Origin of the sequence: Paenarthrobacter sp. C1, assembly GCF_049315185.1 — a bacterium.
In the GTDB taxonomy this organism is placed as follows: domain Bacteria; phylum Actinomycetota; class Actinomycetes; order Actinomycetales; family Micrococcaceae; genus Arthrobacter; species Arthrobacter nicotinovorans.
Genome location: NZ_CP186053.1, coordinates 359,862 through 373,569, shown reverse-complemented (window position 1 = coordinate 373,569; position 13,708 = coordinate 359,862). Strand labels below are relative to the sequence as shown.

Genomic DNA, 13,708 nt, shown 5'->3' with positions numbered 1-13,708 from the left:
CACTGGGAGGAGCTGGGTTTCCCTACGCCAGAAGGAGCGCTCATGGTAGTGCTGGAGACCCCCATGCCTCGGTTGGGGGGAGTCATGTCTGAGAACACCCATGACGCCATCCGCAGGATCGCCGAAGCCACGGGCAGGACCCGCGACAACCTCATCAACGAGTTCATGAGCGCCCGCATGGGCCTGTTCAAGCAGATCGCCTGGGGTTTGTGCCGCCGCTTCGGACACGCACCGGACCAGCACGTGGAGGACTTCGCCTCCATCGTGTCCATGACCGCGCTGAAGATGCTGACCGAGGAACTGGCCGACGACGCGCTGCTCGAACGGATCGAAAACTGGGAGGGCATGCTGCGGGTCCAGGCCCGCGCCGCCGTCCGGGACTACATCGACAAAGAAGGCGCGCCGATGGCGGAGATGACCTCCGCGCTGCGGCGCAAGCGTGTCCTTGACGCCACACGCGATGAGATCCGCCGCGAAATGGGCCGGGAACCGTCGGACCAGGAGATCGTGGACACCCACAACGCCAGGATGTGGAAGAAGCGCTCCAACCCGGTCAAACAGGGTGTCATCGCCACTGTCGAGGACCTGCGTGTCAGCCGCGCCCAGGATGACATCGCCGACCATGACTACTCGGAGCCGATCGACACGGAGTTCGTCCTGCACCCCGTCGAGGGTCCACGGTTCGTCCAGCTGATCGTGGAGCGCACCACTGCCTACAACGAGCGGCTGGGGAAGGCCGCCGAGCTGTGGCTCTCGGGCCTCTACAGCGGTGACCGTGAACCAAGGATCGCCACTGTCGATGAGATCGCCGACGCCTTGGATGTCAGCCGGTCCACGGCCCGGGCGTACGTCCGCAAAATCAAGGAGTACGCGGTCCTGGTCGCACAGGAGGAGTTCGCGATCACCGAGGACGACCTCTAAAGCCGGATGCGACCGACTAAGAAGGGCGGCAGCCACACAGGTTGCCGCCCTTCTTAGTGCTGTGGGGTCGGTTACTCCTGCATGATCAGCAGTTCGTTTGAAACGGCGCGCAGCAACCGCCCGGGCGGAAGGTCGTAACTGGTCCGGAGTTCAGTCGGTCGACGCGGACTGACCATGTGCGTCTGCCCATCCACCGTGATGTAGCCTCCAGGGATGAAGAGCCCGACCGTTGACAGGTCCGCGACACGCTCCACATTGCCGCCCTCCGGGTCATTATCCAAGTCTGCTCCCCAAACAGCTCCGTCGTAGGTGGAGATGAGCGCGTAGCCGTCATGCACCATCACCTTCTCCGGCCTACCTCTCACCGGCACTTTAACTGCGTACCAGCCATCCCCATGCAGGTTCGCGTACCGCGGAGCCATCCCACGCCGGATGGCAAAGACATCCGAATGGGCTTTGACGAGCAAGTGCTCGCCGGATCCTGAGGCGTGATGTGGATATGAAAACCCTTCAAGCGGTACTGCCGACCGCAAATTGCCCAGGATCGGGGACTGCCCCAACAGCCATATGTGACCCCTCGCGATGACCCAGCAGCTGGTACCGATGAACCCTGCACGCTCGATGGAACGCTCGATCTGATCCGGAATCTTCATGCTCCGGACCTTCTTGAGTCTCCGGCCCGGAGCGCCTTCTGCTCCTGACCACTCGTAGACGTAGGTGTTGATGGCACCGTACCAGGGCAGAATGTATCGCTCTGACAGGGCCCGGATTCCTTCTATGAAGGGCCGATAGGAGACTGAGTGGAACGTAGGAGTGCCCTCGGGGTTGACGGCGTACATCCGCTCTCCCTTAGTTCCGAAAGCGAGATAGTTGTAGCGGCTGGAGGTTGACCGTCGGGAATGCCGGGGAAGCTCAGTTTCAGGGATCGGCAGGCGTTTCCATTGTCCTGGGCGCCGTTCATCCCTGCTCCAAAATTGAACAGGTGCTGTGATGTTGTGACGGCCCAGGACACTCTGCCTGCGTGGCATAACTGCCGTTTTGGGGATTGGCTTGTCGCGGACGTCCAGCTTCGTAGCCGCGCCAGGGACATGCACCGGCGGAACCTCCGGAGTGGGCGGCGTCCTGATGTTGAAATTGCGGGACAGCAGCGCTGCGGCTGTAGGGCGGCTTCCCGGATCAGTGGACAGCATGTCGTTGATCCCGACCGCAACTGGGTCCAGCGATGGGTTCGAAGCCTGCCCGAGCACAGCAAATGACTCCCGCACTACGAGACCAAGAGCCCAGATGTCGGAGGCTGACGTCGCGGGCTGACCAGCCAGAACCTCGGGGGCCATGTAAGACTTGGTGCCGATAATGTAGCCGGTGGCCGTCAGGTGCTCGTCAGTGGAACGCCTTGCAATCCCGAAATCGGCAACTTTGATACCCCCGTCCTTGCCGATGAGGATGTTCTCCGGCTTCAGGTCCCTGTGCACGACACCGTGTTCATCATGCAGGTAGGAGAGAGCCTGCGCCAGGCTGCGCAGCAGGTGGATGCCGAAGTCTCTTGTGAAGGCACCGCTTTTAAGGTACCTGCGAAGGTTTGTTCCTTCGACGTACTCCAGCACGAGACACAGCTCATCGCCCTCCGGGAAGACATCAAAGATGGTAACGATGCCATCATGGTGGAGCTTGCCCATGACTCGTGCTTCCTGAGCCAGCCGGCGCCCGTGGTCGCGGTCCCCTACCACCTCGGGACGAAGGACTTTCAGGGCGACGAGGCGGTCAAGCCAAATGTCCCTGGCAAGGAAAACTTGCCCCATGCCGCCTGCACCAAGAGGTCGGAGGAGCTGGTAGCGTCCATTCCCATATGTGCCATCGGGGATGTCGGACATGGTCACCTTCTTTCGCGCAGCATTCAAACCAGCCGCGTGATAGCCGGCCACGAAAGCCAATATATGCGTTCGTTCTTCCACAGATGATGAACATGACCGATGGCCGGCAATCATGCCGGGCTGGCTTCGTCGTAAGCTGACACCCGTGCTCTGGTGGCCCGCATAGGGGTTCACCATGGAAGAGATTGCAAACCAAACCGACCAGGACACCGGCACAAAGGAAGAACAGGACGCGGTGGAAGCCGCTGCCGTTCCCGCAGCCATTGAACTCACCGGCATGAACGTGCTGGACCCCAACTTCACCGGCCTGCCGCCGTGGACGGCGGCCGACTATGCCGCCAGCATCACCGGCTCCGGCGCCTGGAAACTCGCGGACTCCGGTGTCGCCCCGCTGGTCGCGGCCGCCCGCGGCTATGCCCGGATCGACAAGACCAACTACGACCAGATGGCCCGCAAGATGCAGGTCGTCGGCAATTCCGGCCAGGGCAAGCGGTTCAAGCGCACCCTCTCTGCTCCCGGGAAGGACGGCATGCTCATGCCGTGGTACTCGCTGGCAGGCATCATGAAGGCCCAGCGCGAAGGCGAACGCCCGGTTCCGCACACCTACCAGGTCCGCCCCGAATTCCCGGAAAACAACGACGCCGGCAAGCCGCTGAAGTACGAGTTCGTCTCCAACATCGGCACTCCGCTGGACCTGCACCCGGCCGTCCCGACGGACTGGATCGATACGACCCCGGTGGTCATGTTCGCCGAAGGAATGCTCAAAGGCGACTCGGCACTTTCCGCGTACCTGGTCCACAACGGCATCACCTACTCGGAGCTGCGCTCGGAGGGTGTCGACAACCCTGTCGCCAAGCTGCGTGAGCTCCTTGAGCGGATCCCGCAGGACGAGCGGGTCCTGATTGTGTCCATCGGCGGGGTCTACAACGCCTCGGGCAACGCTGTCGACTGGCGCGAAATCACCCTGAAGGACCGCATCGGATGGATCGCTTTCGACGCCGACATCGCCGTCAACCCTGCCGTGCACGCCGCCGCGAACAAGCTTTCCACCCAGCTGCTGGACAAGTCCAAGATGTCCGAGGTCCTGTACCTGAACCCGGAGGTCACCGCCGAAGACAACGGCGCGATGGCCAAGGCCGGCGTGGATGACTTCCTGGCCAAGCACGGCAACTGGTCAGCCCTGATCAACCAGCTCGACGACGTCATGCCCGACGCCCCGGCCAAGAACGCCGAAGACAAGCCCGGCAACTGGCGGGTCGGCAAGGGCGGCCAGTTCGTGGAGGAATGCGTCGCGGTCAACAACGGCGCCGGCGGCACCATCGGCGAATACCGGTGGGAGAAGCGTGTCGAGATCGGCGGACGCGTCGTGGCAATGGAAGCCCGGCGCCAGCCGACCGACCAGGAACTGAAGACCGGCATTTTCAACCCGAACGTGAAGTTCGAGGACATCGACGACGCCCAGGTTGAGATCGAGGTTTCCTGGCACCTGCACGGCCGTGACTACACCGCCACCGTCACCGGCCCGGAAACCATCCTCGGGTACAAGCCGGAAGAATGGGACCGGAAGAAGGCTGCCGTGCCGCGCGAGCTGCTGCTGCACCCGGAGTGGCCGCCGCGCGGGGCCAAGGGTGAATCCTGGCTCTCTGCCATCAAGGCCAACCGCCCCGACGAGGTCGCCTTCAAGACCCGCTGGATGCAGATGGGCTGGGTGCCTGTCCAGGACGGCGACCCGGTGTTCCTCATCGGTGACCAGATCGTCGGTGACGTCGAAGCTTCCAGCAACGTCCTGCCGGGCATCAGCGCCCGCGAGATCGATGTCATCCAGAAGTACGGCGTCGGAGAAAACATCGCCGGCGACTACGACGACGAGGAATACCGCGACGAGGTGCGGAAGAACTTCCGCAAGATCATGGACACCTACATCCATGCAAAGGCCTGGACCGACCTGTCCACCGCCACGGTCGTCCTGGCCGCAGCGTTGCGCCCGACCATCCCGATCCGGCCCAAGGCCACCGTCTACGTGTGGGGTCCCAAGGGCAAAGGCAAGTCCTGGACCGCCGAATGCATGATGCGTTTCTGGGCACGGCACCGCGGTGACTGGCACGAGGAGCTGCCCGGCTCGGCGAAGGACACGGCCGCGGCCATGGAAAACGCCGTCGCCCGCACCCCTATCTGGGTGATCGATGACCTGGCCCCGTCCGCGGTGCGCCGGCAGGCGGAGCAGGAAGACGCGAAGCTGGCCGACATTACCCGTGCCATCTTCAACAACGCCACGAAGCTTCGCATGAACGCCGACATGACGGTGAAGAAGTCGAACAAGCCGATGACCCAGCTCATCATGACCGGCGAAAACGAGCTCAGCACTCCGTCCGCCAAGGAACGCCTCATCCCGCTCTACGTGGGCAAAGGCAAGCTGAACCAGGAGCGCACCCCCACCGACGCGCTGAACACCATCGCCTCCCAGTACGGGACGCCGGCCCGGTTCACCTCGCAGCTGATCAAGTACATCCGCTACGCCGCAACGACCCACCCGGGCGGCTGGGCTGCGTACGTGTCCGCCCTGGAGATCGCCCGCATCCAGCTCAAGGACCAGATGAGCGGACTGATGAAGGAAATGGGCGCCGCGTCCGGATCCCTGGAGCGGACCTCCACCCTGGCCGCCGACGTCATGCTCACCTTCTTCATCCTGGAAAACCTGGCCCGCGAGCTGGACATGGACGACGAGTTCATCGAACAGTTCGCCGTCGACGGTGAGATGTCCATGTCCGTCATCCAGCTGGTCACCAACGCCCACGCCGAGAACCAGCAGGCCGCACCGGGCATCTCCCTGGTCAAGGCGCTGGCGGCGCTGCTGGCCTCCGGTGAGGCGCACGTGATCTCCGGCGACGACCCCTCACGGCCTCCGATCGAAGGCACTGAGCAGTCCGAAGCGATGGTCAACAGCCGTCTCGGCTGGGTCGTCAGCGGCGGCGACGGCAGCCTGCGCCCCTCGGGAAAGAACATCGGCACGGTGGTGACGGTCAAGAACAGGGCCACGCAGGAGTACCACAAGGTCGTCCTGTTCTCCTCGGACACCGCCTTCAGCGCGGCCCAGAAGGCCTACCCGTCACTGATTCAGTTCGGCCAGGGACCCACCGCGGCGTGGTCCAGCGTGTGGGATGAGAACCTGCAGCCGCCGTTCATCACCCGGCTCAAGAACGGCCGGGGGACACCCCTGTCCCCCTGGCGCCAGGGCCGGATCACCGGCGTCCCCATCGAGGTCGACCGCCTCCTGGACGGCGGTCTGTCCATTGAGGACCTGCCAGAGCCAAGCACCGAGGACTAACCCCACCGGCACCATCTGACACAAAGCCCCGTCATTCTTGGCGGGGCTTTGTGTTCTGCCGTGACGGGCGTCGCCTTCAATCTTCCCGGGAGGGCAAAAAGAACGTCCGGGCCGGCGCGTGGAAAAGAAAACGAAGCGATCGACGAAAGGCCCTCAGAAAGCAAAATGGCCCCCGTCCGGGAGCCATGTGATAACCATCGTCTCTAAGAGGCCAATGTCGTTCCTCAGGTTATCACATGAGGAGAAAGGCCCGTCTCTCACGAAAAGGGACCGCTCCACCGCGAAAAAGCAGGGAACAGCGGTGGAACTACCGGCGGTCGTGCCGGAAAACGGCCCTGCTTCCCAACAGTGGCGCGGTTTTTGGTATTCGCATGACCCTCACCCGACCCAAACCACCCGGGAAAGGACATATATATAAGGCCCCAAAGTACTCTCTTACTAAGAGCCGGAAGGGGTCCCCAGGGAAGAGAACAAGGGGCCCCTTATATATATCTATCTTTTTGGTCGTTTAAGTAGAGTAGTAGTAGTAGGGGGCCCTATATTCCCCGCCATTCCGGGGATTTTTCCACCCGACCAAGAGGCTGGTTTTCGGACGGCCGGTGGGAACCAGGCGGCAGGGCGGATTTCTTCCCGGGTCGGCATTTTTAGTGTCGAATTCTGACACCCGTGGTCGGGGTTTGCGCATAGAAATTCTATGAACCAGACCACCCCACTGCTCCGCGACAAGCTCGCCTGGGACGGCAAGAAGCTCGTCGTCACGAGTGACGCCGTCATCGACAAGATCCGCCGCCAGGCACTCTCGGCGTCCACCTCCAAGTCGATGCAGTCCTGCGCCGCGCGCTGGGTGGGGGAGCGGCTGCTGCGCAACGAGGTCGAGGACCCCTTCGCCCCGGCTCCCATCGGAACTAGCGCCCACTCCGTCATGGAGGACATGTTCGACGAGGACGTCTACGAACGTCCAGAGCGCACCCTGGCCCTCGCAGAGGCGCTGACCATCCGCGACTCGGACGTCATGTGGCCGGAAGTCCCGGGCGACGACGACGGTGTGCGCGCCCTTACCCGGATCAACCGCCGACGTTGGATCGAAGAGGTCAAGACAGCCTACGAGGGCCTGTGGGTTATCGAAGACCCGAAGACAATTGAGGTCTACGCCAGGGAGCTGCAGATCGACGGCCTGACCATCAACGGGGTCCCCACCAACGGGTTCATCGACAGGGTCCGCTACGGGGTCAACAAGCGCGGCAAGAAGGGCCTTATCGCAGAAGATTACAAAACCGGAAAGGTAGCCAACACCCGGTTCGGCGACGACCATGGCGACCAGATCCGCATCTATGCCGCCGCCCTGAAGGAGAAGACCGGTGAGATGCCCGTCGGCGGCACGGTCCTCTACACGAAGTTCGGCAAGTCACGCGAGATCGACTTGAGCCCCGCGGCCATGTCCAAGACGCTCAAAACCTTCGAGCTGTCCTGGAAGCGGCACAACCGCTATATGGAGTCCCGGGAGTTTCCCACCAAGGTCTCCGCCCTGTGCGGCTGGTGCCCGTTGATCAACGCCTGCCCGGTGGCCAAGGAGGAAGGCAAGACGGTCTCTGAGAAGGTCGCCGACCAGATGCACTCCGCGACCCACCTGGGAATCCCCGCCCTGCGACCGGGTGCATCTGTCGCCGCGATGGCCTCAACCGAGGACACCATCGTCAGCAAGCACGGCCAGGAAGTCAGTTTTTTCATGCCGGACCCGTTCAGCTACGGCATCCCGGATGAGCAGATGGCGGAAGTGGAGAGGGCCTCGGAGCTTGCCGCACACATGTATGCCAGCGGGGAGAACCCGACCACTTCAACCGACAAGGACCACCGAATGAGCAAGATCACGGAAGGCAAGGTCTGGGAGTCGTACACCCCCGAAGGTGAACTGAACCCCAACTCGTACGCCGCCATGGGTGTCTTCGGCACGGCAGAACTCGCCGTCGAAGCCCTCCACCGGGGCGGTCTGCCGATCAGCGGCACGAACGTTACTGCGCTGGCCAGCACATTCCAGCACATCGTCGTCGAGGCGCAGGAACACTGGACCGGCTCCAAGTCCGCTGCAGACGGCGCCAACTCCCGGATGCGCGGTGCCCTCCGCACCGTCCTGGCAACCCTGCCGATGCCGTTCGGCGAGGATGCGGCAGCATGGGATGCCTGGGTTGTCGCCGCAATCCGCCGCTGCAAGTCCATCACCGCCGTCGCCCTGCACCTGTTCAGCGAAGAGCGCACCGAGTCCCCATGGGAAGCCCTCGCCGGTGTCGCCCCGGAGTCCGCTCCGGCCGCTGCTGTCCCGGCCCCGAAGGCAGCACCCAAGACCGCGGCCAAGGCTGCTCCCAAGGCTGAGTCTGCCGTCGACGAGGCACCGGCAGCCGAGGAGACCGCTGAGGCTCCTGCCGATGCCGAAGCCCCGCTGGAAGCTCCGGCGCCGGAACCGCGCCGTGTGATCCGCAAGGCCGCTGCAAAGGCCGTGTCCCCCGCTGATGACATCGACTTCGTGCCTGACGACTTCGCCGTCACCGACGACGCTTTCGTTAGCTAACCCACCTTCCCCGCTCTAACCCCGAAAGCAGGACACCATGGCCCTTGATACCAAAGAACGCAACGACATCATCCTCGGCGCTGTAGCCATGACCGGCCCGGTCGGCGACAACCAGGCCGAGTGGGCCGCCCGGCTCAAGACCAACGCTAAGTCGCTGACCCTGATGCTGAACGACAACTCCGACGTCGCCCGCTCCATCGCGATGCTCGCCGACTGCAAGAACTTCACCGGCACCATCCTGGGTGTACAGAAGGAAGCTTCCTCGACCCGTGGCTTTATCGCCTTCAAGACGGCCGAATCGAAGTTCAACCCGGACGGCATCGAGACTGCCCGCACCGAGCGCACCGACTCCGACGAGGAGGCCAAGGCCTTCGCCTCCCGCCTCCGCAACGAACTCACCGGCCACCGCGTGCTCGTGTGGATCGAAATGCAGGAAACCAAGAACGGCCAAAAAGTCCGCATCCTCCAGCACGTGCAGGACCTGGGCCCCGACCCCGACTTCGACCCCGAAGAGGGCAAGCGCATCACGTTGGAAAAGATGAAGCGCTAGTCCGGTTTCACCCCGAGCCCCCGTCGCCCGAAACGGCGGCGGGGGCTTTGGTGCCGGGACGGCCGTCACCGCATTGTCTACGCATGTTCCAGAGTGACCGCATCTGTACTCGCGGGACGCGGAACGAACCCCGCGGACCGCACGCACGAAGGAGCACGACACCGTGACGACAACCCCCTACGAGACCGACCACTACCAGCCCTCCGGTTTCGGCCAGTCCGAGGAGGGACTCCTGAGCCCGGATGCGGCCATCGACGCCGAACTCAACGGCGACCTTGAAGCCGACGAGCCCGACACCGACCTGGACGGCGTCGACGAGGACTCCGGCGACGAGACCGGCGCAGCCGGCAGCAAAGCCAAGGCCTCCGCCAAGCCGTCCCGCGGCCTGTTCCGCCGGGTGGCTGCGAAAACCATCGAGGTCCAAGGTGCCTCCGACACCGTCCGCGCCCTCGCCGCGGCCCAGCTCGGATGCTCTGACGAGATCATCGACCTGACCACCTCGATCATGGCTGCCGGACGGATGTCCACCTCCCCGCTCGGCGACATCGAGGCGATCCAGGACGCGATCAAGCAGGACCCCTTCTCCGTGGGCATCACTGCCACCGCTCTGGGCCGTGCCCGGCTGAAGGTCATCTGGACCCTGCTGCACGCCCTGGGCACCGTCGGCACCCCGACCCCGCCGGCGTCCGACGTGAAGGCCGGCATGGCCGTCGCGAAGGCCGTGAACGACCTGTCCGAAGACAACCAGTTCGAACTTATTGCCGCCGCCGAACTGCTCAAGCGCTCCTAACCACTGTTTCACCGAAGGACGATGATGGCCCGCAACGCCAACAAGAACAACAACCGGCCAGACGACTTCTGGCTCCATGACGCTGAAGAACTGCCCCGCGCCGACGTCGGAGCAGTCCGGACCACGGTCAAGCGGATGAAGCTGGTGAAGATTTGGATCGTCTCGAGCTGCGTGCTGCTTCCAATCGCGTTGCTGGCCATCATCTCGTTCCTGCCCAAGTTCCTTGAAGAACCCGTCGTAGCCCAGGCCCCGGTGAACCAGCTGGATTCCCCGACCAAGGCAGCGGCGATGAAGTCCGTGCAGGACTGGCTGAACAAGCAGCCTTCCCCGATGCCGGGCGCCAGGATCCTGTCCTGGGACGGCGTGGACGTCCAGGCAGAGCCCAAGACGACGACCGACAGCAAGGGCAACGTCACCGAAACCCAGGGACTGCAGCTGAACAACCTCACGCTGATCAGCCCCTCCGGCTCCATCTTCTCCACCCAGGTCCAGGTCGCCTATTCGCCGACCCGGGGCGCCAAAGTCCTCGGCGAGCCGACCCTGATCCCGCACGCACCTGATGACAAGCAGTCCTGGCCGAACCTGAAGGCGTGGCCGGGCCTGGTCCAGACCTCCAAGCTTCCCCCCGTGGAGCAGGCTGCCGCCGCGTGGGCGAAGGCGTTCACCTCAGGCGACCCGGACGCGCTGCGCCTCGCAGTCGGCGACACGAGCCCTGACCGCTCCTACGTCCCGCTGGTTCAGGCGACCGCCTCCAATGTTGCCGTCGGTGACGTCGCAGCCCGGCCGCTGCCGGCTGACGCGGACAAGGACACCAAGCCCACTCAGGTGGTCGCCCAGGTTTCCTTCGGAATCTCCTGGGAAGGCCAGAACCTGGGCACCGCCCAGACCCCTGCCCGTGTCACCTACGACGTACTCATCGACAAGGCAGATACCGCGGCCCCGCAGGTTGTCGCCTGGGGCGGCGCCGGATCCGGCGAATCGCTCAAGCCGTACATGAACGCCGTCGAAGGCCGCAAAATCTCCGCCGCAACCATCGACAAAGCCGTCCCCGCGGCCGCAGGAAAGTAGACATGGCACGTAACTCCAAGGCCCCCACGGCCCAGCCCCTGATGGACGTCTCCGTCCCCACCATGATGCGCACGCTGCTCCCGGGCGGCCGGATGCTTGGCGTCGACGGCTCACTCTGGCTCGTCCGGAAGGTCCCGCTTGAGCCTGTAGTGGACGCCAAGTCCATTGACGAGCGCATCAACACCTACACCCCACTGATGGCCGCGTACGACGAGCTTTCCGCGATGACGCACACCACTTCGAACCGCCGGGCCCTGGCCCGGAAGGATTACCGCCAGACACAGGAACTGCTGGTGAACCTGAAGAAGCTCTACAACCCGGAAACCGGCCACCCGATCGCCGGGTTCCTGAAAGAGTCCTTCCCGCACCAGATCACCGAGAAGCGGCTCCTGCTGTTGGCGGTGAAGCTGAACGGCAAGCTCGGCGGCAACGGCGGGTTCCGGCACGCCATCGAATCCTTCGCGGAGACGCTCGTGGTCGGCGGCACCCCGCTGAGTGACTTTGACACTGACCTGGCCAGGGTGGACGCCGCCCTGGCGCGTTGCGGGCTCTCGGTGCCGTCCTCGCAGGAGATCGCGATCGCCAACTCCTTCTGGAACCAGGGACACTTCCCGGACACCGTCGACCTGCCCCACGAGGACCACCTGCACGTCTTCTCCGACGCCAAGGCGGTGCGCATGGCCGACGCTGCCGGCCGCGAAGACTGCCACTCCTGGCCGGTCATTCCCAACCACCGGACCCTGACGATCGCCACCCTGGAAGGGTTCGACTTCGACTTCGTCAGCCCCACGAGCGCCGAGGCGAACTGGGCGACCGGCCTGGTCGAGGACGGTGCCGTCGCGATCTCCATCCGGGCAGGCATCGAACCGGCAAAGGTCACCCGCGCCGAACTGCGCCGGCAGCGCAAGCGCTACCTGGATGACATCAACGAACGTCTTAAGCAGAACAAGATGGAGCTCTCCGAGCAGGAGGAGATGGTCAAGGTCCTTGAAGACGTCGAGGCCGTCTACGCTTCCCGTCAAGGGTCCCCGACCCTGGTGGACTGCTCCGTTTTGGTCGCGTTCGACGGGGAAGTTGAAGACATTTCCCAGGCCGGTCCCGGGTCCGCGGCGAACCTGCGGATCATGAACTTCCGCCAGCGCCAGGCACTGGCTGAGATGATGCTCTGCTCCTACATCCGGGCCAACCCGAACCTGCACGACATGCCGACCCAGAACGTTGCCGCGTCGGGCATTCAGTCGCTCTCCACGGTCGGTGACAAGACCGGTGCCCTGATCGGCTTCACCGAGCGTGACCGGCAGCCGGCGTACGTGTCCCCGACCGCGGCCTCCACCGCCGACGGCCTGCCCCTGATGCTTGTCGCTGGCGGTACCGGCTCGGGCAAGACCCAGGCGCTGCTGTGGATGGGGACCCAGATGAACCGGATCCCCGGCCCCAGGGGAGGACGTTCGCCGCAGGTTATCGTCGACCCCAAGACGGACTCTGACCACTCACCGACCGTTCTGGCCGCCGGGGGGCAGGTCATCTCCCTTGACGACCTGCAGCACTCGGACGGCATCTTTGACCCGATCAGGTTCGCCAAGAGCCCCGACGTGGGTGTCGAACTGGCGGCGTCCATGCTGGGCGCGATAAACCCGTGGGGCGTTGACAAGGGCAAGTACGAGGTCGCGATCTACACGGCATTGCGCTACGGGGTCGCCAACGGCGCCAAGTGCATCGGCCAGGCCCTGAAGATCGCCGTGGGGCACGGCAAGGCATCCCCGGCGATGGTGCAGCCGATCCTGGACCTCGCCGAGGCCTCCCCGATGTTCCGCGCCTGCGTGGGCATGAGCCCCGAATCCCAGGCCCTGAACATCTTCGACGGCATCACCCTGATCAAGGTCGGCAACTCCCACCTGGACCTGCCCGAACCGGGCGCCATTGAGGGGGCGCCGCTGATGCAGCGCGTCTGCCTGGCACTGGTCCGCATGATGGTGTTCGGCTCCGCCATGGCCCTGACCGGCCGCGGCGGCGTCATCCACCTCGACGAGGCATGGGTCTTCCTCGGCGCCGGCAAGGCAGAAGTCGAACGACTCGGCCGTCTGGCCCGGTCCCAGGGTGTGCTGCCCATCCTCTACACCCAGCGGGTCTCCGATGCCCTCAAGGCAGAGCTGACCGGCTACATTTCCCGCGGCTTCATCCTCCCCATCGAAGACCGCATTGAGGCCGAGGCCGCCTGCCGGCTCTTCAACCTCGAGCCCACCCCGGAGCGGCTGGGCCGGATCCGGGCGAAGGCCAACGTCGGCGAGGGGAACAGATCGCACCGAACCGTAACTCGATGCGGGCACTGCGCGATCCCCGCACCAACCAGGTCATCCGTGGTGCCATCGGCATCTACGCGGACCTGACCGGCCGGGCCGTGCCCGTCGAAGTGGTCCTGCCGCCGACCTTCCTGTCGATGGCGTCCACCAACCCGGAGGACATCCGTCGTCGACAGGAAGCGGCGCAGGCCGTCCTCGTCTAAGAGCGCCCCCAGGTGGCAGCACCCCGGCACCCCTCGCCGGGGTGTTGCCATGTCTGCGGCATCTTGACGGGTTCGCCTGCGCTCCCCTTCACACGAAGCAGCTGATGTTAGGTTTAC

The 13,708-nt window shown here is 64.3% G+C and carries 9 protein-coding genes; 8 read left to right on the top strand and 1 reads right to left on the bottom strand.

Annotated elements, in window-relative coordinates; translation table 11 throughout:
• The first annotated feature begins 84 nt into the window (after positions 1–84).
• Positions 85–921 (top strand): hypothetical protein, encoded by an 837-nt coding sequence (locus tag ACNAOU_RS24645; RefSeq protein ID WP_422759095.1) that lies wholly within the window; start codon positions 85–87, stop codon positions 919–921.
• Positions 922–992: 71 nt separating this feature from the next.
• On the opposite strand, the gene ACNAOU_RS24640 is transcribed toward ACNAOU_RS24645, so the two are convergent.
• The gene (locus ACNAOU_RS24640) at positions 993–2,792 is read right to left on the bottom strand and encodes a serine/threonine-protein kinase (protein WP_422759094.1); all 1,800 of its coding nucleotides are present in this window, start codon (positions 2,790–2,792) and stop codon (positions 993–995) included.
• 175 nt (positions 2,793–2,967) lie between these two features.
• Between ACNAOU_RS24640 and ACNAOU_RS24635 the strand changes: the two genes are divergently transcribed.
• The 7 genes from ACNAOU_RS24635 to ACNAOU_RS24605 all read left to right on the top strand — a co-directional run bounded on the left by ACNAOU_RS24635 (position 2,968) and on the right by ACNAOU_RS24605 (position 13,591).
• Positions 2,968–6,117, top strand: coding sequence for a hypothetical protein (locus ACNAOU_RS24635; RefSeq protein WP_422759093.1), 3,150 nt, complete (start codon positions 2,968–2,970; stop codon positions 6,115–6,117).
• 694 nt (positions 6,118–6,811) lie between these two features.
• On the top strand, positions 6,812–8,680 hold the full coding sequence (locus tag ACNAOU_RS24630) for a RecB family exonuclease (RefSeq protein ID WP_422759092.1): 1,869 nt from the start codon (positions 6,812–6,814) through the stop codon (positions 8,678–8,680).
• A gap of 37 nt (positions 8,681–8,717) precedes the next feature.
• Entirely contained in the window at positions 8,718–9,230 is a 513-nt protein-coding gene (locus tag ACNAOU_RS24625; protein WP_422759091.1) for a hypothetical protein, read from the top strand.
• A gap of 163 nt (positions 9,231–9,393) precedes the next feature.
• Positions 9,394–10,020, top strand: coding sequence for a hypothetical protein (locus ACNAOU_RS24620; RefSeq protein ID WP_422759090.1), 627 nt, complete (start codon positions 9,394–9,396; stop codon positions 10,018–10,020).
• Between the two features lie 21 nt (positions 10,021–10,041).
• The gene (locus tag ACNAOU_RS24615; protein ID WP_422759089.1) at positions 10,042–11,088 is read left to right on the top strand and encodes a hypothetical protein; all 1,047 of its coding nucleotides are present in this window, start codon (positions 10,042–10,044) and stop codon (positions 11,086–11,088) included.
• Positions 11,089–11,090: 2 nt separating this feature from the next.
• A complete protein-coding gene (locus ACNAOU_RS24610; protein WP_422759088.1) occupies positions 11,091–13,475 on the top strand; it encodes an ATP-binding protein in 2,385 nt (794 codons plus the stop codon).
• Positions 13,406–13,591, top strand: a complete 186-nt coding sequence (locus ACNAOU_RS24605) for a hypothetical protein (RefSeq protein ID WP_422759087.1) — start codon at positions 13,406–13,408, stop codon at positions 13,589–13,591. The genes ACNAOU_RS24610 and ACNAOU_RS24605 overlap by 70 nt, the downstream gene beginning before the upstream one ends.
• The last annotated feature ends 117 nt before the right edge of the window (positions 13,592–13,708 follow it).